The 19,841-nt window shown below is 38.1% G+C and carries 18 protein-coding genes; 9 read left to right on the forward strand and 9 right to left on the reverse strand.

The window, feature by feature from the left end; genetic code table 11:
* Positions 1–11 precede the first annotated feature (11 nt).
* Positions 12–1,640, forward strand: coding sequence for an L-glutamate gamma-semialdehyde dehydrogenase (pruA, locus tag R2Q84_RS09110; protein ID WP_316816585.1), 1,629 nt, complete (start codon positions 12–14; stop codon positions 1,638–1,640).
* 217 nt (positions 1,641–1,857) lie between these two features.
* Here the strand turns inward: pruA and R2Q84_RS09115 are convergent, their stop codons facing one another.
* From R2Q84_RS09115 to R2Q84_RS09125, 3 genes are all read right to left on the reverse strand, one after another.
* A complete protein-coding gene (locus tag R2Q84_RS09115) occupies positions 1,858–2,529 on the reverse strand; it encodes a carbonic anhydrase (protein WP_316816233.1) in 672 nt (223 codons plus the stop codon).
* 6 nt (positions 2,530–2,535) lie between these two features.
* Complete coding sequence (locus R2Q84_RS09120) at positions 2,536–4,140, reverse strand: SulP family inorganic anion transporter (RefSeq protein ID WP_316816234.1); 1,605 nt, start codon at positions 4,138–4,140, stop codon at positions 2,536–2,538.
* Positions 4,141–4,217: 77 nt separating this feature from the next.
* The gene (locus R2Q84_RS09125) at positions 4,218–4,427 is read right to left on the reverse strand and encodes a hypothetical protein (protein ID WP_316816235.1); all 210 of its coding nucleotides are present in this window, start codon (positions 4,425–4,427) and stop codon (positions 4,218–4,220) included.
* Between the two features lie 329 nt (positions 4,428–4,756).
* Between R2Q84_RS09125 and R2Q84_RS09130 the strand changes: the two genes are divergently transcribed.
* From R2Q84_RS09130 to R2Q84_RS09160, 7 genes are all read left to right on the forward strand, one after another.
* Complete coding sequence (locus tag R2Q84_RS09130) at positions 4,757–5,995, forward strand: porin (RefSeq protein ID WP_316816236.1); 1,239 nt, start codon at positions 4,757–4,759, stop codon at positions 5,993–5,995.
* Between the two features lie 37 nt (positions 5,996–6,032).
* Positions 6,033–7,574, forward strand: a complete 1,542-nt coding sequence (locus R2Q84_RS09135; protein WP_316816237.1) for an acyl-CoA carboxylase subunit beta — start codon at positions 6,033–6,035, stop codon at positions 7,572–7,574.
* Complete coding sequence (locus R2Q84_RS09140) at positions 7,574–8,737, forward strand: MFS transporter (RefSeq protein ID WP_316816238.1); 1,164 nt, start codon at positions 7,574–7,576, stop codon at positions 8,735–8,737. Before R2Q84_RS09135 ends, R2Q84_RS09140 begins: the two co-directional genes overlap by 1 nt.
* Before the next feature lies 1 nt (position 8,738).
* Complete coding sequence (locus R2Q84_RS09145; protein WP_316816239.1) at positions 8,739–9,158, forward strand: GNAT family N-acetyltransferase; 420 nt, start codon at positions 8,739–8,741, stop codon at positions 9,156–9,158.
* 52 nt (positions 9,159–9,210) lie between these two features.
* Entirely contained in the window at positions 9,211–10,326 is a 1,116-nt protein-coding gene (locus R2Q84_RS09150) for a M42 family metallopeptidase (RefSeq protein ID WP_316816240.1), read from the forward strand.
* 122 nt (positions 10,327–10,448) lie between these two features.
* Entirely contained in the window at positions 10,449–11,996 is a 1,548-nt protein-coding gene (locus R2Q84_RS09155; protein WP_316816241.1) for a helicase HerA-like domain-containing protein, read from the forward strand.
* Positions 11,997–12,092: 96 nt separating this feature from the next.
* Entirely contained in the window at positions 12,093–13,004 is a 912-nt protein-coding gene (locus R2Q84_RS09160; protein ID WP_316816242.1) for an NDP-sugar synthase, read from the forward strand.
* Between the two features lie 96 nt (positions 13,005–13,100).
* Here R2Q84_RS09160 and dnaK read toward each other — a convergent pair whose 3' ends face one another.
* The gene (gene dnaK, locus R2Q84_RS09165; protein WP_316816243.1) at positions 13,101–15,017 is read right to left on the reverse strand and encodes a molecular chaperone DnaK; all 1,917 of its coding nucleotides are present in this window, start codon (positions 15,015–15,017) and stop codon (positions 13,101–13,103) included.
* Between the two features lie 169 nt (positions 15,018–15,186).
* Positions 15,187–16,380 (reverse strand): SAM-dependent methyltransferase, encoded by a 1,194-nt coding sequence (locus tag R2Q84_RS09170; RefSeq protein ID WP_316816244.1) that lies wholly within the window; start codon positions 16,378–16,380, stop codon positions 15,187–15,189.
* Between the two features lie 55 nt (positions 16,381–16,435).
* Here R2Q84_RS09170 and R2Q84_RS09175 point away from each other — a divergent pair, with 55 nt between their 5' ends.
* Positions 16,436–16,990 (forward strand): 2'-5' RNA ligase family protein, encoded by a 555-nt coding sequence (locus R2Q84_RS09175; RefSeq protein WP_316816245.1) that lies wholly within the window; start codon positions 16,436–16,438, stop codon positions 16,988–16,990.
* A gap of 58 nt (positions 16,991–17,048) precedes the next feature.
* Here the strand turns inward: R2Q84_RS09175 and rplQ are convergent, their stop codons facing one another.
* From rplQ to rpsK, 4 genes are all read right to left on the reverse strand, one after another.
* Positions 17,049–17,600, reverse strand: coding sequence for a 50S ribosomal protein L17 (rplQ, locus tag R2Q84_RS09180; protein WP_316816246.1), 552 nt, complete (start codon positions 17,598–17,600; stop codon positions 17,049–17,051).
* Positions 17,601–17,686: 86 nt separating this feature from the next.
* Positions 17,687–18,679, reverse strand: coding sequence for a DNA-directed RNA polymerase subunit alpha (locus R2Q84_RS09185; protein WP_316816247.1), 993 nt, complete (start codon positions 18,677–18,679; stop codon positions 17,687–17,689).
* Between the two features lie 80 nt (positions 18,680–18,759).
* On the reverse strand, positions 18,760–19,368 hold the full coding sequence (gene rpsD / locus R2Q84_RS09190) for a 30S ribosomal protein S4 (RefSeq protein WP_316812995.1): 609 nt from the start codon (positions 19,366–19,368) through the stop codon (positions 18,760–18,762).
* 65 nt (positions 19,369–19,433) lie between these two features.
* Entirely contained in the window at positions 19,434–19,823 is a 390-nt protein-coding gene (gene rpsK, locus R2Q84_RS09195; RefSeq protein ID WP_048907426.1) for a 30S ribosomal protein S11, read from the reverse strand.
* Positions 19,824–19,841: the final 18 nt, after the last annotated feature.

The following is a 19,841-nucleotide window of genomic DNA, read 5'->3' on the forward strand; positions in this document are numbered from 1 at the left end:
CTTATTACAATATGCTTAAAGGATTTTTTAACGTACCAATTCCTGTTAATGAGCCCATTTTGGGTTATGCTCCAGGAAGCAAAGAACGTGAACTTTTAATGGCAGCTATTGCCGATGCCCGTGCAAATCAGATTGATATACCAATGCATATTGCCGGTAAAGAAGTACATACTGACAATAAAGGGAAGGTAACTCCTCCACACGATCATCAACATATACTTGGACAATACAGCAAAGGCGAGAAAGCGCATGTAACGCAGGCTATTGACGCTGCTCTGGCTGCTAAAGCCAATTGGGAAAACCTGGCATGGGAACACCGTGCAGCAATCTTCTTGAAAGCGGCAGATCTAATTGCAGGACCATACCGTTACAAATTAAATGCAGCAACTATGCTTGGTCAGTCAAAAAATGCTTATCAGGCTGAAATTGATTCTGCATGTGAACTGATAGATTTCCTGCGTTTCAACGTAAGTTATATGTCGGATATATATAAGCAACAACCTCCTGTTTCTCCAAAAGGATCATGGAACAGAGTTGAACAGCGTCCGCTTGAGGGGTTTGTATTTGCTTTAACACCTTTTAACTTCACCGCTATTGCGGGTAACCTTCCTACTTCTGCAGCCATGATGGGTAATGTTGTAGTTTGGAAACCAGCAAATACACAGATCTATGCAGCCAATGTATTGATGCAGATCTTTAAAGAAGCAGGTTTGCCAGACGGTGTAATCAACCTTGTTTATGTATCAGGACCTGATGCCGGCGATGTCATTTTCAGTCACCCTGACTTTGCTGGTATTCACTTTACCGGTTCTACCGGCGTTTTCCAAAACATCTGGAAAACTATTGGTAACAACATTCATAAGTTTAAAACTTATCCTCGTATTGTTGGTGAAACTGGTGGTAAAGATTTTATTCTTGTTCATGGTTCTGCTGAAGCTGAAGCTTCAAGTACAGCAATTATTCGTGGTGCTTTTGAATACCAGGGACAAAAATGTTCTGCTGCTTCACGCGTTTATATCGCTAAAAGCATCTGGCCTAAAGTAAAAGAATTTATGTTACGCGATCTGGCTACCTTTAAAATGGGCGGTACAGAAGATTTCAACAACTTTATCAACGCAGTAATTGACGAGAATTCTTTTGACAAGCTGACCAAATATATTGACGAAGCTAAAAAAGATAAAGGTGTGGAAATTATTGCAGGTGGCGCTTATGATAAAAGCAAAGGATACTTTATTGAACCAACTGTTTTAGTTGTAGATGATCCTAAATACACAACCATGTGCGAAGAATTGTTTGGCCCTGTTTTAACAGTCTATGTTTATGAAGACAAAGATTTCGATCAGGTTTTAGACATTATTGATACTACCTCGATATATGCTTTAACAGGTGCTGTAATTGCACAGGACCGTTATGCAATTGAGAAAGCTTCACATGCCTTAAGAAATGCAGCAGGAAACTTCTATATCAATGATAAATGTACAGGTGCAGTAGTTGGGCAACAACCATTTGGTGGTGCTAGAGGGTCTGGTACAAATGATAAAGCCGGATCAATGATCAACTTATTGCGCTGGGTATCTCCACGTGCTATTAAAGAGACTTTTGATATGCCAAAAGATTACCGTTATCCGTTTTTAGGGTAAAAAATAACCGTTCGCCTCTGCATCCGGCATTTAACCCGGAGCTTAGTTGATTTTAATGGTCTCGTTGAGCTCCTTAAAGTCTACTTTTGCTGAAAAGCAAAAACGTCTTAGGCCGCTTCGGAGAAGGTAATTTTTATTCCACTAGACACAATAAAAAGGCCCTGACATATATTCTATGTCAGGGCCTTTATCCGTTTAAACAATAGACTATATGCTACTATTTCTTTGCTTGCATTTTAAATACCGGAGAAATCTCTTCAGCACCTGATGCGCTTACCTGCAAATCTTTAATCAATCCAGTCTCCAGGCTATATACCCAGGCATGAACAGCAAGTTCCTGACCTGATGCCCAGGCATTTTGAACGATAGAAGTACTCATAACGTTTGCAGCGCCTTCAATTGCATTGAGTTCAACCAAGCGGTTAGATCTCTTTTGAGGATCTTTAATCGTTTGCATCTCACGCTCATGCATCCGGATAACATCCTTGATATTTCTTAACCAATTGTCAATTAAACCAACTTGTTTATCACCCAGAGCCGCATTTACACCACCACAACCATAATGGCCACAAACGATAATGTGTTTTACTTTTAACACATTAACTGAATAATCCAACACACTCAGCAGGTTCATATCTGTATGCGTAACCACATTTGCAATGTTACGGTGCACAAAAATATCACCAGGCATAGTGTTCGTAATTTGATTGGCCGGCACACGGCTATCAGAACATCCGATCCAAAGAACCGGTGGAGCCTGTCCCGCTGAAAGTCTTTCGAAAAATTTTGGATCTTCTTTCAGCGTCTCCGCTACCCAATCCTTATTTCCTTGTAGTAAACCTTCGTATGTTATTTTATCTGTCTCTTGTTTTTCTAATTTTGCGCACATAATATTTTAATTATTAATTTCTTCGATTACTTTATTGTTCAATTTTGGGACGGTATATTGTTGTTTAATATTTTCTAAAACCACAATAATCCCTTTAGTATAAGCATTGTGCTTATAATTAAAAATGGTTTCCAATACATCAGGGTCTATATACCTGGAATTGGTCCCGTCAATAATTACATTTGTTTCTTTAGGAATTTTATTCAACACCACCTGAATGGCAGCTTTATTTAGAAAAGATACTTCTTCCGCCAGCTTAATTCTGATATTCTTTTTATTTCCTTCTTCCTGAATTTTATAGAAATAAGGGTTACGCATATTGGTACGCAACAAATAAAAGACAGAGAACAGCATACCTACGGCAACGCCTTTTAAAAGGTCAGTAAGCAATACAGCTATGATTGTGATCACGAACGGGACAAACTGGTCCCAGCCTTTATGATACATATGCTTAAATAATGCCACCCTTGTAAGTTTATAACCGGTTACCAATAGTATAGCAGCTAAACATGCCAAAGGTATCATATTTATCAGACCTGGAATAAAAAGTAATGATAAAAGTAGCCAGCAGCCATGAAAAATTGCTGACATCTTGGTTCTACCACCTGCATTTACGTTCGCAGAACTACGTACAATAACTGATGTCATTGGTAATCCACCAACCAATCCACTAACAATATTTCCCGTTCCCTGGGCCATCAACTCGCGGTTGGTTGGAGTAACTCTTTTTATAGGGTCTATTTTATCAATAGCTTCTATACTAAGCAAGGTTTCTAAACTGGCTACTACAGCAATCGTTGCTGCAACAACCCATACCTTCCCATCCGTTATCGCAGAGAAATCAGGAGTTGTAAATAAACCAATAAATTGAGAAAAGTCATTTACCACCGGAATTTCTACCATGTGACTTGCACCAAGTGCATAAGGTGTTCCCTGAAAAGCCAGAGCTAATGAAATTCCCAAAACAACCACCAATAGCGGTGCTGGTATTATACTTAACTTTTTAAACTTCGGCCAAAAAATAAGAATGGCAATTGATAATGAACTAATGACAATAGCAGCCAGGCCAAAATGGCTTAGCGCATTTCCTATGGCGGAGAATGTATTCTCGTTATCATTTTGGAAAAAGCTTTGATCACCAAAAAAATCTGAATCAACACCCAGCGCATGCGGCAATTGCTTTAGAATTAGTGTTAATCCAATCGCTGCGAGCATGCCTTCTATCACGCTTGACGGGAAATAATTTCCTATTGTCCCACCCTTTAATAAACCTAAAATAAGCTGCATTACACCCGCTAGTACTACTGCAAGTATAAACACCTGGTAACTACCTAATTGTCCTATAGCACCTAATACGATCGCTGTAAGTCCTGCAGCAGGGCCGCTAACGCTTAACTGCGATCCACTGAAACTGGCCACAATGACACCTCCAACAATACCAGTTATAATACCGGCGAATAATGGCGCACCCGATGCCAGCGCAATCCCTAAACACAAAGGTAGGGCAACCAGAAATACCACAATACTGGCAGGTAAATCCTTTTTTAAATTCTTTTTTAATATATACTTCTTCACTTCCAATCTTGAGAAGATTGAGCTTCCACTTTGCATAAAACTAAGTTTTAATGTTGTTACTAATTTAAAAAAAATGCATAGCTATCCCTTGCAGGACGATATGCTTCGAAAAATTAGCAATAGTTAGGAGGCGGTGTCGGCACCGATGGGTGAAATGGATCAAAATACCGTTTAAAGTGATCCAGAAAACTGTTACTTATGCCAAAATGACTAAGTATAGCTGAAAAACCATGATCATAATGCGTTTCTATTCTATAATCGAAGAGCTTCACCTTAGCTTTACCAGCATCACCATCTGCACTATGCTCTACTTCTATTTGCATAATAACAGAATTCATTATTTCCTTGTCGATATGGTTAAAAAACACAGGCGCACCAGAGATTATCATCTTTATTGAAAAGATGCCAAGAAAGGCTATGATAATATGTAAACGATATTTCCTTAAGAACATCTATCTCTGTTTTTTAGTTTTACAACTCATCAAAAATAACTCCAAAATAGCCGAAATCGCAAATCAACATGTAATAAAAATGTAATTTAGTTGTTATAAAAAGATTATTTTGAAAGTGACTTTCAAAATCTATACGCTTATTAATGGTAAAATGAACCATTAAGCGTAATTTAGCAGGCTTACAATATTTTCCGCCATTTATGAGACGTTTATTATTCTCTTTATTGCTTTTATGTCCTTTTTTCACATTTGCACAAAGTAATAATTCCCCATCCAGCTATGATGCACATGAGATTGCTATTACTGGTTATCTGCAAACTCAATACCAACGTGCACAGTCAGAAGGAATAGGTTCCTTTTCAGGTGGTGATTTTTCAAAAAACTCAAAGGATCGTTTCATGATTCGAAGAGGAAGGCTAAAAATCGACCGAGCAGATAAATACTCAAGCATTGTCTTTCAGATTGATGCAACACAAAATGGCGTTGCTTTGATGGATGCCTTTATACAGTTACATCAACCTGATTCCAAAGCCTTATTATTTACCGCCGGTTTATTTAACCGTCCTTTTGGACATTCAATTGTATATTCTTCCGGATACAGGGACTTCCCTGAAAGGGCCAGGGTATTCCAAACACTAATGCCGAGAGAAAGGGATTTGGGAGCCATGGTAACTTTTAAACCAGACCATAAAATGTTTAATTTTTTAACAGCAGAGCTAGCGGTAATAAATGGAAGCGGATACTCGGCAAGAGATTATGATTCTAAAAAAGATATTGTGGGAAATCTCGGCTTTAAGTTTGACAGTCTGGCCAACAAAAAACTACATATCGGTTTTGGCGGTTCAATATACAAAGGATCTGTACGCAATGACACGGAAAACTATTATACCTCTACGGCAGGCGGGTTTGTTAAAAACAGCAGCCTTGATAATGTAGGATGGAACGCAAAACGAGATTATTATGGTGGGAATCTGCAAATTCAATACGACAACACTTTTGGATCTACTCTTTTTAAAGCTGAATATGTAGGTGGTACACAACCAGGGGTAGCTAGTTCATCAAGCATTTCAGGACCTTTGGCTAGCCAGAGTTTTTCTACTCAACCTGCTACGGATCTTTATTTACGTCAATTCTCAGGATATTACCTTTGGTTGAGTCAGCGAATAGCTAAAAGCAGATTTACGGCGTTGGTTGCCTACGACTCTTATGATCCAAATACCGACGTAAAAGAAAATGAAATTGGCGTGATGAATAGCAATACAACTGCTGGTGACATTAAATTCAATACTTTAGGATATGGCATGACTTGCCAAATCAATGGCAGAATGAAATTAACGGTATACAATGAACATGTGCTAAACGACAATACTCAACTAGCTGGTTATATGAATGACCTAAAAGATGACGTATTTACAATGAGGTTGCAATATCGCTGGTAAAAAGTATATTTATAAAATTTGATAAAATCATTTTTTAATGAAGAGCAAAATAGAACTATTACAAGATAAAATAAACGAGGCTCAGAAAGGCGGTGGCGCAGCCAGAATTGAAAGTCAACATAAAAAAGGTAAACTTACGGCAAGAGAAAGAATTCATTTTTTAATGGATGAAAACTCTTTTGAAGAGATTGGTATGTTGGTTACCCATCGTAGTACCGATTTTGGAATGGAGCGCGAAAAATATCTTGGTGATGGTGTAGTTACAGGATATGGAAATATAAATGGCAGACTTGTGTATGTATTTTCTCAGGATTTCACTGTATTTGGAGGCTCATTATCAGAAACCCACGCTGAGAAAATCTGTAAGATTATGGATATGGCGATGAAAAATGGCGCTCCGGTTATAGGTTTAAATGACAGTGGTGGTGCACGTATTCAGGAAGGGGTCGTTTCCCTTGGCGGATATGCTGATATATTTTACCGGAATGTACAGGCATCGGGAGTTGTCCCACAATTGTCAGCCATTATGGGTCCTTGCGCCGGGGGTGCAGTATATTCTCCAGCAATTACTGATTTTATATTAATGGTTGAAAACACTTCTTACATGTTTGTTACAGGACCTAATGTGGTTAAAACGGTAACACATGAGGAAGTAAGTTCCGAGGAACTTGGTGGGGCCTCAACTCATGCTACCAAGTCAGGTGTAACACATTTTGCTTGTAGCAATGAACTAGACGCCATTAATCATGTAAAAAGATTACTGAGCTATATGCCTCAAAACTGTGAAGAAATACCTACACAGCTACCTTACGAAATAAGCAACGAAAACCGGCCGGCATTAAACGAAATCATGCCACAAAATGCGAACCAACCTTATGATGTAAGAAGCATTATTGAAGAAACAGTAGATACTGACAGCTTTTTGGAAGTACATAAAGACTACGCTGAAAATATTGTGGTTGGATTTGCCCGTTTAGCTGGCAGAAGCATAGGAATCGTAGCCAATCAACCGGCATATCTTGCGGGAGTTTTAGATAATCACGCTTCAACAAAGGCCGCAAGATTCGTTCGCTTTTGTGACTGCTTTAATATCCCTTTACTTGTTTTTGAAGATGTTCCGGGATTTTTGCCAGGAACCGACCAGGAATGGAACGGCATCATTACCAATGGTGCAAAACTACTTTATGCATTTAGCGAGGCAACTGTACCACGTATAACTGTGATCACTAGAAAAGCATATGGCGGTGCTTACGATGTAATGAACTCCAAGCATATTGGGGCCGATTTAAACTACGCATGGCCTACTGCTGAAATTGCTGTAATGGGGGCAAAAGGCGCAGCGGAAATCATCTTCAAAAAAGAAATCACTAGCGCAGAGAAACCTGAAGAAAAGTGGCTGGAGAAAGAAAAACTTTATTCAGATACCTTTGCAAATCCTTATAGAGCAGCAGAACGTGGTTTTGTTGACGAAGTAATCGAACCAGCTCAGACAAGAAATAAACTAATCAAAGCCTTTAAAATGCTGGAAAATAAAGTAGTTAATAATCCGCGTAAAAAACACGGAAATATTCCTTTGTAATGGAGCTGAAACGTACAGATGTCTTATTGATGGCCTTTTGTACAGGATTGATTGTAGCAAATATTTATTATTGTCAACCCTTAGTAATATTGGTTGCAAAGGAATTTAGTATTACAGAAAGTCATGCTGGAAAGATCACTTACCTAACACAAGCTGGGTATGCACTGGGTTTATTTCTGATTGTCCCTCTTGGGGATATGTTTGAACGCAGGAAGCAGATATTACTCATAACAGGAGTAGCTGTGGTGGCATTGCTAATGGCCGCACTTTCACATACTTTTTTTCTACTACAAATTGCATGTGTACTGATTGGCGCAAGCTCTATAGTTCCACAATTGATCCTGCCAATGGCTGCCAACCTTACTTCTGATGAAAAAAGAGGTCCTACAATTGGCATCATCATGAGTGGCTTACTGATTGGCATACTCGCATCGAGGGCGCTTAGTGGTAGCATTGCATTTATATGGGGATGGCGAACAATGTATTTTATTGCCGCAGGTATCTGCTCCCTACTATTACTATTGATGGCGGCTCGATTTCCGCAAAGCAAACCAACATTTAATGGCAATTATAAAGAACTGATGCAGTCTATGTGGCATTACGTAAAAACTCAACCAGTTCTTCGTGAAGCATCCATTATAAATTTTCTGGCATTCGCTATTCTTAGTGCCTTCTGGACAACCATGGTTTTGTTTCTTGCAAATCCACCTTTCAGCTATTCAACTTTACAGATCGGCTTGTTTGGAATTGCCGGAGCTGCCGGTGCACTTGCCGCACCCCTGGTTGGCAAATTAAGCAGTGGAAAAAATCCACGCAAAAATTTGCTCACCGGTCTGATTTTACAACTGCTAAGCATTGCTGGTTTTTATTTTACCGGCAGTCATCTGTATTTGTTCATTGCAGGAATTATTTTAATCGATATTGGCCAGCAAGCCATTCATGTAACCAACCAAACACGAATTTATGCACTAGTGCCTGAAGCAAGAAACCGGCTCAATACAGTATTTATGTCCGTTAGTTTTGTCGGTGCTTCCGTTGGATCTGCATTGGGGTTATGGCTGTGGGATAAAGGCCAATGGCCATTATTCTGCCTGGGAACAGCGCTCGTAGTTGTCCTTAACATACTTATTTACAATTTTTACAGCAGAAAGCTAACAACCTGACATGGAAAAAATTCAGATTGAACAAATCAGATTTGAATTAACCTGGCGAATAAGACATCAGGTGATGTATCCTGACTTGCCCTTTGACTCGATTAAGCTGGAAAATGATGCAGACGGAATCCATTTTGGTTTATATGCACAAGATCAGCTAACAGCCGTTGTCTCTCTTTTCAATATCGACCAGATCTATCAGTTTAGAAAATTTGCAACTATTGTTTCCGCTCAGGGTAAAGGATACGGCTCAATGCTGTTAAAATATATCATCGATTATGTAAAAAATATAGGTGCCGAAAAACTATGGTGCAATGCGCGCGTCTCTGCTACTGGTTTTTATAGTAAATTAGGATTCATACAAACAGACCAACGGTCTGTCAGCAATGGCATTGACTTTGTCATTATGGAGTTACAACTTAATAATTAACTTGAGGCTTAAGCCCAGATTTATATATTTGCTTATAATAAAAAACTGAATAATGGCTAAAAAGAAAGACGACAAGCACAATCATGTTGCTGTGGTTAATAAAAAATCACTGCAATTTTTTGAAGAATATATCAATAATCCCTCTCCAACCGGCTTTGAGTACCCTGGCCAGAAGCTTTGGTTAGACTATTTAAAACCTTATATCGATGAAAGTTTCATCGATAACTATGGCACCGCAGTAGGTGTAATCAATCCAAAAGCAGAGTTCAAAGTAGTTATTGAAGCTCATGCTGATGAAATATCATGGTTTGTAAACTATATTACATCAGACGGTTTAATCTATGTAATCCGCAACGGTGGTTCTGATCATCAGATTGCTCCTTCCAAAAGAGTAAATATCCATACCGATAAAGGAATGGTAAAAGCTGTATTCGGATGGCCAGCCATACATACCCGTAATGGCGGCGAAAAAGAAGAAGCTCCAGCATTAAAAAACATATTCCTGGATTGCGGTTGTACTTCAAAAGAGGAAGTGGAGAAACTAGGGGTTCATGTAGGTTGCGTAATTACCTACGAAGATGAATTTATGGTACTTAACGACCGTTATTATGTTGGGCGTGCACTTGACAACAGGGCGGGTGGTTTTATGATTGCTGAAGTAGCTCGCTTGCTTAAAGAAAACAAACAAAAATTGCCTTTCGGTCTATATATCGTTAACTCTGTACAGGAAGAAATTGGCTTACGTGGTGCTGAAATGATTGCACACAGAATTAAACCTCATGTAGCAATCATTACTGATGTAACACATGATACAACGACTCCAATGATCAATAAGATTACACAAGGAGACTTAGCATGTGGAAAAGGGCCAGTGGTTTCCTATGCTCCTGCAGTTCAGGTAAACCTGAATAAATTATTGATTGAAACAGCTGAAAAGAATAACATACCATTCCAACGCCAGGCATCATCGCGTTCAACTGGAACCGATACTGATGCTTTCGCCTATTCTAATGGAGGCGTTCCTTCAGCGTTGATTTCACTGCCATTGCGTTATATGCATACTACAGTAGAAATGATTCATAAGGAAGATGTTGATAACGTAATCAGCCTAATCTATCATTCGCTTTTAAATATCAAGAAAGATCACGATTTTAAGTACTCTAAGTAGGTATTTGAATTTAAAAAGAAAACGCGTGTTTGAAATTTCAGGCACGCGTTTTCTTTTTTACTTAAGTCTGTTTTACTACTTTTATATACAGCGCTTACTTTTTAACAAAAAACAACCGCCATATGAATGATCAGTCAGCAAATTTTATAGAAAAGATTAAAACGTCTTACAAACCAAGCGGTTCTTACATTTATTTAGGAGCAGGAATATTAGAGGGTAAAGTATTGGCTGAAGCCGAAGTAAACCTGCCGCTACATATGATGAACAGACATGGTCTGGTTGCAGGGGCTACCGGAACAGGAAAAACACGTACATTGCAACTGCTAGCTGAACAACTATCAGACGCAGGTGTTCCTGTATTTATGCTGGATGTAAAAGGCGACTTATCAGGATTAAATCAACCGGGTGCTATAAACCCAAAAATTGAAGAAAGGGCAACACAGCTGAACAAACCCTTCTCCCCTAGCGGATTTCCACTTGAGCTTTATTCACTATCTGGCAAGCTTGGTGCACAAATGCGCGCAACAGTCTTAGAATTTGGCCCTACATTACTGGCAAAAATCCTTGATCTGAATGATACGCAAACCGGTGTACTTGCTGTGATCTTTAAGTATGCTGATGATCATAAAATGCCAATAATCGACCTAAATGATTTAAAAAAACTTGTTGCTTACCTTTCTGATGAAGAAGGTGCTGAAGAAATTAAAAGTACTTATGGAAAAATATCAACGGCAACTTCGGGTACTATATTAAGGAAAATTGTAACCATTGAACAGCAAGGTCTTAGTGGCATGTTTGGAGAACGTTCTTTTGACATTGAAGATCTTTTTGGGAAAGTTGACGGCAAGGGTACGATTAGCCTCCTAAATATTTCCGACGTACAGAATCAACCTATTTTATATTCTACTTTTTTACTTAGTCTGCTTGCCGAAATATTTTATAATATGCCGGAGGCCGGAGACCTCGATAAACCCAAACTCGTCTTCTTTTTTGACGAAGCGCATTTACTATTTAAGAACTCGTCTAAGGCATTTCTAGAACAAATAGAAACAATCATCAGGCTAATCCGATCTAAGGGCATAGGCGTCTTCTTTTGCACTCAATCGCCGTCAGATGTACCCGAAAGTGTATTATCACAATTGGGTAACCGCATACAACATGCACTACGTGTATTTACACCAAATGATGCTGATGCCTTAAAGAAAACCGTAAATACTTACCCTCGCTCCGACTTCTATAAAATAGACCAGATATTGACAGCTCTGGGAACTGGTCAGGCCTTGATTACTGTATTGAACGAAAAAGGTATCCCCACCGAAGTAGCAGCAACTATGCTTACCGCTCCAAGATCTATTATGGGGCCATTAACGACCGCAGAATACGTTGCTCTGACGCAAGGAAGCGCAATGACAAAAAAATACCAGGAGACTATTGATCCAGAAAGTGCCTACGACATACTTACAAAACGGGTAAATGATAAACAGGCGGAACAAGAAAGTCAACCAGAGCCAGAGGAAGCGACTAAAAAAGGAGAAAAGAGCATTATTGAACAGGTAATGGGAGCGACAATAACCAGACAAATTGGTAAAGAAATTGTACGTGGTTTATTTGGCATGTTAACCGGAAAAAAAACAAGAAGCAGCGGTGGGAAGGGGATATTTGGATTTTAACTCAAAAAACTCTCTATACCTAGATCAAAAAATGTATTTTAGCCATATTATTTTACAGTTCACATTGACTATTAACCTTTTCATTATTTTATTTGCATGAAACCCACTTTATTAATACTAGCTGCCGGTATGGCAAGCCGTTATGGCAGCATGAAACAAATTGATGGCTTTGGCCCAAATGGCGAAACCATTATCGATTATTCTATTTATGACGCTATCAAAGCAGGCTTTGGCAAAGTAGTCTTCATTATTAAAGAAGAATTTGTAGATAACTTCAAAGCTATTTTTGAGCCTAAATTAGCTGGAAAAATTGAAACTGAATATGTATTCCAAAACTTCGATTTAAAGCAGTTTGGCATCGAAGAAGAAATCTACCGTGAAAAACCATGGGGAACTGCACACGCTATTCTTTCTGGAAGAAATGTAATCAAAGAACCATTTTGTGTAATCAATGCTGATGATTATTATGGATTTGATGCCTTTAAAAAAATGGTAGATTTTCTAAGCAACGAAGCAACAGATAGCAATTATGCTATTGTTGGTTATCAGATTGGAAAGACACTGTCTGATTTTGGTTCAGTATCACGTGGTGTCTGCAAAACGAATGACACTGGTTATCTGGAAGAAATTACAGAGCGCACACAGGTTTATAAAAAAGACGATCTTATCGTTTATGAAGAAAACGGTGTAGAGTATCCTCTAGAATATAACACCCCTGTTTCTATGAACTTCTGGGGATTCACACCAGCAGTTTTCAAATTAACTGAAGAGCTATTTAAAGTATTTGCACTGGAAAATAAAGATAAACCTAAGGCTGAATTCTTTATTCCTTTAATCGGAGAAAACCTGGTAAAAAGTAAAGCAGCAAGTTTTAAAGTAATTCCTACAGACAACCAATGGTTCGGTGTTACTTACAAAGAAGACAAGCCCTTTGTACAAAACAGCATAGATGAGCTGGTAAAAGATGGCACTTATCCTGAAAATCTTTGGGAATTAAGCATTTACTAATACAGTACGTCGCGGCCTAAAATAGGTTGACCGTATAACAAGAAAGGCCCCTGATCAAATGATCAGGGGCCTTTCTTGTTATAATTCACTTAACAATTACTTTTTATCGTCTTTAACTTCTTCAAAGTCAACATCAGTAACGTTATCACTGTGATCAGCAGCTTGTCCGTCAGCCTGAGCGTTTCCACCTTCTGGCTGTGCAGCACCATCCTGACCACCTTTATACATTTCTTCAGAAGCTGCATTCCATGCGTTTTGCAATTCTTCCTGAGCTGCATCAATATCAGCAAAGTTTCTCGCAGCATGTGCATCTTTCAGTTTTTTCAAACCTTCTTCGATAGGCGCCTTTTTATCTGCAGAAAGTTTATCGCCAAACTCTTTCAATTGTTTCTCAGTTGAGAAAATTAAAGCGTCAGCACTGTTGATTTTTTCAGCTTCTTCCTTAGCAGCTTTATCAGCATCTGCATTTTGTTCTGCTTCTTCTTTCATCCTTTTGATTTCCTCATCAGTCAAACCTGAAGAAGCTTCAATGCGGATTTTTTGCTCTTTACCAGTAGCTTTATCTTTAGCACTTACGTGTAAGATACCATTCGCATCAATATCAAATGCCACTTCTACCTGAGGAACTCCACGTGGAGCTGGTGGAATACCATCTAAGATGAAACGACCAATTGTACGGTTCTGAGCAGCCATAGGACGCTCTCCTTGCAAGATATGGATTTCCACCGAAGGCTGGTTATCAGCAGCAGTAGAGAAAGTTTCTGCTTTCTTAGAAGGAATAGTAGTATTAGCCTCAATTAATTTAGTCATTACACCACCCATAGTTTCAATACCTAAAGAAAGTGGAGTAACATCTAATAACAATACATCTTTAACTTCTCCGGTTAATACACCACCTTGAATTGCAGCACCAATAGCTACAACCTCATCAGGGTTAACACCTTTAGAAGGTTCTTTACCAAAGAAAGCTTTAACAGCTTCCTGGATAGCTGGCATACGTGTAGACCCACCTACTAAGATAATCTCATCAATATCACTTGTTTTTAAACCAGCATTTTTCAATGCAGATTTACATGGATCAATTGTACGTTTAATTAAATCTCCAGCTAACTGTTCAAATTTAGCACGGCTTAATGTTCTTACAAGGTGTTTAGGACCTGTAGCGTCAGCGGTAATATAAGGTAGGTTAATTTCTGTTGAAGTAGTACTTGAAAGCTCGATTTTAGCTTTTTCAGCAGCTTCTTTTAAACGTTGTAACGCCATTGGATCCTGGTGAAGGTCCATGCCATTTTCATTTTTAAACTCAGCAGCTAACCATTCAATAATGATATGGTCAAAATCATCACCACCTAAGTGAGTATCACCGTCAGTAGATTTAACCTCAAATACACCATCACCTAATTCCAATACAGAAACGTCATGAGTACCACCACCACAGTCAAACACAACGATTTTCATGTCTTTGTGTGCCTTATCTAAACCATAAGCTAAAGCAGCTGCAGTTGGCTCATTGATAATACGTTTAACGGTCAAACCAGCAATTTCGCCAGCTTCTTTAGTTGCCTGACGCTGAGCATCGTTAAAATAAGCAGGAACTGTAATAACAGCTTCAGTTACTTCATGGCCTAAGAAATCTTCAGCAGTTTTCTTCATTTTCTGAAGAATCATCGCAGAAAGCTCTTGAGGAGTATATTTACGATCGTCAATTTCTACACGTGGTGTATTATTGTCGCCTTTTACTACTTTATAAGGTACACGGCCAGCTTCTTTTGAAACTTCTGCAAAGCTGCTACCCATGAAGCGCTTAATTGAATAAATTGTTTTTGTTGGGTTAGTTATGGCCTGGCGCTTAGCCGGCTCACCAACTTTACGCTCACCATTCTCTGCAAATGCAACAATGGATGGCGTAGTACGTTTACCCTCACTGTTGGCTATAACTACAGGTTCGTTACCTTCCATTACGGCTACGCAAGAGTTTGTTGTTCCTAAGTCTATACCAATAATTTTTGACATGTTATTTATCTCTCTTTATGTTATGAAATCTTTATTATCTATTTCTGTTTAACAAGCAATGTGCCAATTGAATTTTGGCAGGAAATGACCTGTGCTAAGAATAATTAATGAAAATTATGGCCGAAAGCGGTTACAAAAATGTGACAGTATGACAGAAATATGCCTTTTATTACTGATCCAAATCAAGTAATCTTTCCAGGTGATGATACCCTATGCCAAAATACGCTTTAGTCTCCTGAATTTTTTTCAGAATTCCTTCTTTATGCTTTGCTCCCTTGTCCTTAACCTTAATTCCAACAACTAGTACGTTCTTAGGTGTATGCGCATCGGATATAAACTCAAAAACTTTTGTTTTATATCCAAAATACTCCAACACCAATGCTCTAAGACCATCAGTAACCATCTCTGCCTGTCGTTCGAGGAAAATACCATACTTCGTTAAAAATGACACCTCATTTTTAACTTTATTCTTTTCAATTTCTCTTCTGATCTGTTTGTGGCAGCAAGGGGCAACAACAATTAGCTTCGCATTCGCTTTAATACCTTTGTAAATAGCATCATCTGTAGCCGTATCACATGCGTGTAGCGCAATCAGCAAGTCAATTGCCGGAACGGTATAATCTTCTATAGTTCCTTGAACAAAATCCAATTGAACAAAACCTGATCGTTCCGCAATAGCATTGCACAACAACACCAGATCTTCCCGATATTCTACCCCTGTCACTTGTATCTTTTCGTTCAACAATTGTTGAAGATAATCATACAAAGCAAAAGTAAGATAACCTTTGCCAGAGCCCATATCCACAACATTCCTCACACTACCTACCGGCAGTTCCTTAATCAAACTGCTTAAAATCTCGATGTATTGATTGATCTGTTTATACTTGTCTTGCGCATTCTTAAAAACATTCCCCTCGATATCAGTCAATTTAAGATCGACCAAATAATTCTTCCCATCTGCCTTAATTAAACGCTTCTTTTCCTTATTGTGAGATAAACTTACTTGAATTGGTTTGATCAATGCTTTCTCACGTAACGTGACCAACTGCTTTTTACCGTACTCAAGGATAACCTCCTTCTCTGTAGTAAATAACGTAGCAATCTTAAAATCATTACTGATAAAATTCAGCACCAAAGCCACCCCCTCAACAATTGGAAAGTTCTTAATAATATCCCTGGTTTTATAACGATAAGTAAAAGACAGCATATCTGTTCTCTTAATATTTACCTTTCGTACATAAAGGTTCTTTAATTCCTTTTCATTCCCCTGGTAATTCCCCAATGAGACTTTTAAAAAAATATTAGAGGAAATACTTTCAGTTAACTGTGCCTGAAATTTCTGTAAATGGAGTTGATTGGACATGAATTTGAATTACTTTGCAAAGATAACCTTTTGAATTTAATTGTAAATTGGCTTTATGACGCATAACTATTTAATTGCCATACTTCCCCCATCAGAACTTTCTCTATTAATTGATGAGCTTAGAAAAGAATGCTCAAAAAAATTTAGGGTGTTCAAAGCTCTAAGGCCACCTGTTCATATTACCCTACTCTTCCTCCCAAATATCGACGATACTTCAGAACCACGATTAATCAACAGTTTGGAGGCGGCCAGGAACTTTAAACCTTTTACACAAGAACTGGAAAACTATGATGCATTTACAGACAATGAAGTTGTCTTTATAAAAGCTCTTGTTAATAAAGAAATAACAAGCCTTTACAGAAACATTAAAAAGATAGTTGGTGCTGTATCGAAAGATCTAAAAAGCCAAATCAGTCCTCATATTACCATTGCATATAGAGATTTAAAAGACAGGTTTCCAGCGATACATGAGCACTATAAAAACGAAAGATTTGAAGCAAGTTTTCAGGTCGATCACTTTACTTTGCTCAAACACGATCGTATACAGTGGAACATTCTAAAGCACTATAAGTCCAAACCCGGTGATGAACAAATGAAATTAGAACTATAAACAAAAAACCCTGACCGTTAATCCGATCAGGGTTTTCTTTATGATGATAAACGAATAATTATTCGCCTTTATCTTCAGATTTTGCTTCAGCTGCAGGAGCCTCTGGTGCTGCCTCTTCAGTTGCAGGAGCTTCTTCAGCTACTACTTCTGCTTTCTCAGCCTTAGCCGCAGGAGCATCAGATTTTTTAGCTTTGCTTCTACCACGACGTGTAGTTTTCTTCTCAGCAGATTCTGCTTCTTTACCATAAACCTCGTTGTAATCAACCAATTCGATTAATGCCATCTCAGCATTATCACCTAAACGATTGTTCAACTTAATAATTCTGGTATAACCACCCGGACGATTAGCAACTTTAGCTGCAACATCACGGAACAATTCAGTAACAGTTTCTTTATCTTGTAAGTATCCAAACACAATACGACGTGAATGCGTAGTATCAGTTTTCGATTTTGTGATGATTGGCTCAACATACATACGCAAAGCTTTTGCTTTTGCTAAAGTTGTTGAAATTCTTTTGTGCTTAATCAACGATGAAGCCATGTTTGCCAACATCGCCTTACGATGTGAATCTGTTCTTCCTAGGTGATTTACTTTTCTACCGTGTCTCATTTTTTGATTTATTCAATGTATACCGTCTCTATTATTAGAGGGAATTATACACTATTAACAATATTGTTATTTATATTTTTTACTTATTATTCTTCGTCTAATTTAAACTTAGACAAGTTCATACCGAATGACAAACTCTTAGATTTAACAAGTTCTTGTATCTCCGTTAAAGACTTCTTACCAAAGTTTCTGAATTTTAACATATCAGCCACATCGTAAGAAACAAGATCAGCTAAAGTGCGGATATCAGCTGCTTTTAAGCAGTTCAATGCACGAACTGAAAGATCTAAATCAACTAATTCAGTTTTTAAGATCTTGCGCATATGCAAGATTTCTTCATCAACTTCTTTAGTCTCTTCTTTTGCCTGAGATTCCAATACTAAATTCTCATCCGAAAACAACATAAAGTGCTGGATCAAAATCTTCGCAGCTTCTTTTAGCGCTTCCTCAGGATGGATTGAACCATCTGTTGAAATATCTAATATTAATTTTTCATAATCTGTTTTTTGCTCAACACGATAATTCTCAATCGTGTATTTTACATTTTTCATTGGAGTAAAAATCGAATCGATCGCAATCACGCCAACAACAGCATCATTTATTTTATTCTCTTCTGCAGGTACATATCCACGTCCTTTATTAATGGTAAGTTCCACTTCTAAAGTAACAGACTTCTCCATGTTACAAATAACGAAATCAGGGTTAAGAACCTCAAAGTTATTAGAGAATTTAGTAATGTCACCAGCAACAAATTGCTCCTGGCCATTAATCAAAATAAAAACTTTCTCCGAATCACCAGCATCACCTGATTTTTTAAAACGAACCTGTTTTAAATTCAGGATGATTTCCGTTAGGTCTTCTACAACACCTTTCATTGTTGAAAACTCATGAGATACGCCTGAAAAACGAATACTTGTAATGGCATAACCTTCTAAAGAAGAAAGCAAAATCCTTCTCAAGGCATTACCAATTGTTACACCGAAACCGGGCTCTAAAGGGCGGAACTCAAATGTACCATCGAAATCAGTCGATTTCTGCATGATTACTTTATCGGGTTTCTGAAATGCTAAAATTGCCATTTATAATGTTTTTAGATCGTTATTAAAATTATGTAACGCAAAAAAAGTTAATTGCCTATAAAGGCAATTAACTAAATATATTACTTAGAGTATAACTCTACTATAAGGTTTTCCTTGATATTTTCTGGTATCTCGTCGCGATTTGGATAAGTTAAGAACTTACCTGACAACTCACTAGCGTTCCAGTCTAACCAATTAAACTTATTGATTACTCTTCCTGCTACTGAATTAGTGATCGCTTCTAATGTTTTAGATTTTTCGCGTACTGCGATAACATCACCAGCTTTTAATTGATAAGATGGGATATTTACAACTTCACCGTTAACTGTTACGTGTTTATGGCTAACTAACTGGCGTGCAGCTGAACGTGTTGTAGCAATACCTAATCTGTAAACTGTATTATCTAAACGAGCTTCTAATAATTGTAATAAATTATCACCTGTAATACCACCGCGTGAAGACGCTTTGGTAAATAAGTTACGGAACTGACGCTCTAAAACGCCATAAGTATATTTTACTTTTTGTTTCTCCATTAACTGTACTGCGTACTCAGACTGCTTACCTCTTCTTTTAGAAGCACCATGTTGCCCAGGAGGGTAGTTTTTTCTGTCTAGTACTTTATCAGGGCCAAAAATTGGCTCTCTGAACTTACGGGCGATTTTGGACTTTGGTCCTGTATATCTTGCCATTGCTTTTTGTTTTAAAGTATCATGCAACCTAACGCTGCAGACTCTTAGCTTTAAAAATTAATAAATTAAACTCTTCTCTTCTTAGGAGGACGACATCCATTGTGTGGAAGCGGTGTAATATCTTTGATCGAGGTTACTTCAATTCCTGAAACTTGCAATGTTCTAATTGCAGATTCACGACCAGAACCAGGACCTTTAACAAATACCTCTACCTTACGTAGACCTAAGTCAAATGCTACTTTACCGCAATCAGATGCAGCTTGACCTGCTGCATATGGAGTGTTCTTTTTAGAACCCTTGAATCCCATTTTACCTGCAGAAGACCATGAAATAGTTTGACCATTGTTGTTTGTTAAGGTAACAATGATATTGTTAAAAGTAGCATTGATGTGTGCCTGTCCAACAGGCTCAATAACAACAATACGCTTTTTGGTAACTTTTTTACTCTTAGCCATAATTATTATTCAGTACTA

Origin of the sequence: Pedobacter nyackensis (genome assembly GCF_032678475.1) — a bacterium.
GTDB lineage: Bacteria > Bacteroidota > Bacteroidia > Sphingobacteriales > Sphingobacteriaceae > Pedobacter > Pedobacter nyackensis_A.

Coding starts and splice junctions, on each gene's coding strand:
- pruA (WP_316816585.1), top strand. CDS start 12: ATGCTTAAAGGATTTTTTAACGTACCAATTCCTGTTAATGAGCCCATT.
- R2Q84_RS09115 (WP_316816233.1), bottom strand. CDS start 2,529: ATGTGCGCAAAATTAGAAAAACAAGAGACAGATAAAATAACATACGAA.
- R2Q84_RS09120 (WP_316816234.1), bottom strand. CDS start 4,140: ATGCAAAGTGGAAGCTCAATCTTCTCAAGATTGGAAGTGAAGAAGTAT.
- R2Q84_RS09125 (WP_316816235.1), bottom strand. CDS start 4,427: ATGCAAATAGAAGTAGAGCATAGTGCAGATGGTGATGCTGGTAAAGCT.
- R2Q84_RS09130 (WP_316816236.1), top strand. CDS start 4,757: ATGAGACGTTTATTATTCTCTTTATTGCTTTTATGTCCTTTTTTCACA.
- R2Q84_RS09135 (WP_316816237.1), top strand. CDS start 6,033: ATGAAGAGCAAAATAGAACTATTACAAGATAAAATAAACGAGGCTCAG.
- R2Q84_RS09140 (WP_316816238.1), top strand. CDS start 7,574: ATGGAGCTGAAACGTACAGATGTCTTATTGATGGCCTTTTGTACAGGA.
- R2Q84_RS09145 (WP_316816239.1), top strand. CDS start 8,739: ATGGAAAAAATTCAGATTGAACAAATCAGATTTGAATTAACCTGGCGA.
- R2Q84_RS09150 (WP_316816240.1), top strand. CDS start 9,211: ATGGCTAAAAAGAAAGACGACAAGCACAATCATGTTGCTGTGGTTAAT.
- R2Q84_RS09155 (WP_316816241.1), top strand. CDS start 10,449: ATGAATGATCAGTCAGCAAATTTTATAGAAAAGATTAAAACGTCTTAC.
- R2Q84_RS09160 (WP_316816242.1), top strand. CDS start 12,093: ATGAAACCCACTTTATTAATACTAGCTGCCGGTATGGCAAGCCGTTAT.
- dnaK (WP_316816243.1), bottom strand. CDS start 15,017: ATGTCAAAAATTATTGGTATAGACTTAGGAACAACAAACTCTTGCGTA.
- R2Q84_RS09170 (WP_316816244.1), bottom strand. CDS start 16,380: ATGTCCAATCAACTCCATTTACAGAAATTTCAGGCACAGTTAACTGAA.
- R2Q84_RS09175 (WP_316816245.1), top strand. CDS start 16,436: ATGACGCATAACTATTTAATTGCCATACTTCCCCCATCAGAACTTTCT.
- rplQ (WP_316816246.1), bottom strand. CDS start 17,600: ATGAGACACGGTAGAAAAGTAAATCACCTAGGAAGAACAGATTCACAT.
- R2Q84_RS09185 (WP_316816247.1), bottom strand. CDS start 18,679: ATGGCAATTTTAGCATTTCAGAAACCCGATAAAGTAATCATGCAGAAA.
- rpsD (WP_316812995.1), bottom strand. CDS start 19,368: ATGGCAAGATATACAGGACCAAAGTCCAAAATCGCCCGTAAGTTCAGA.
- rpsK (WP_048907426.1), bottom strand. CDS start 19,823: ATGGCTAAGAGTAAAAAAGTTACCAAAAAGCGTATTGTTGTTATTGAG.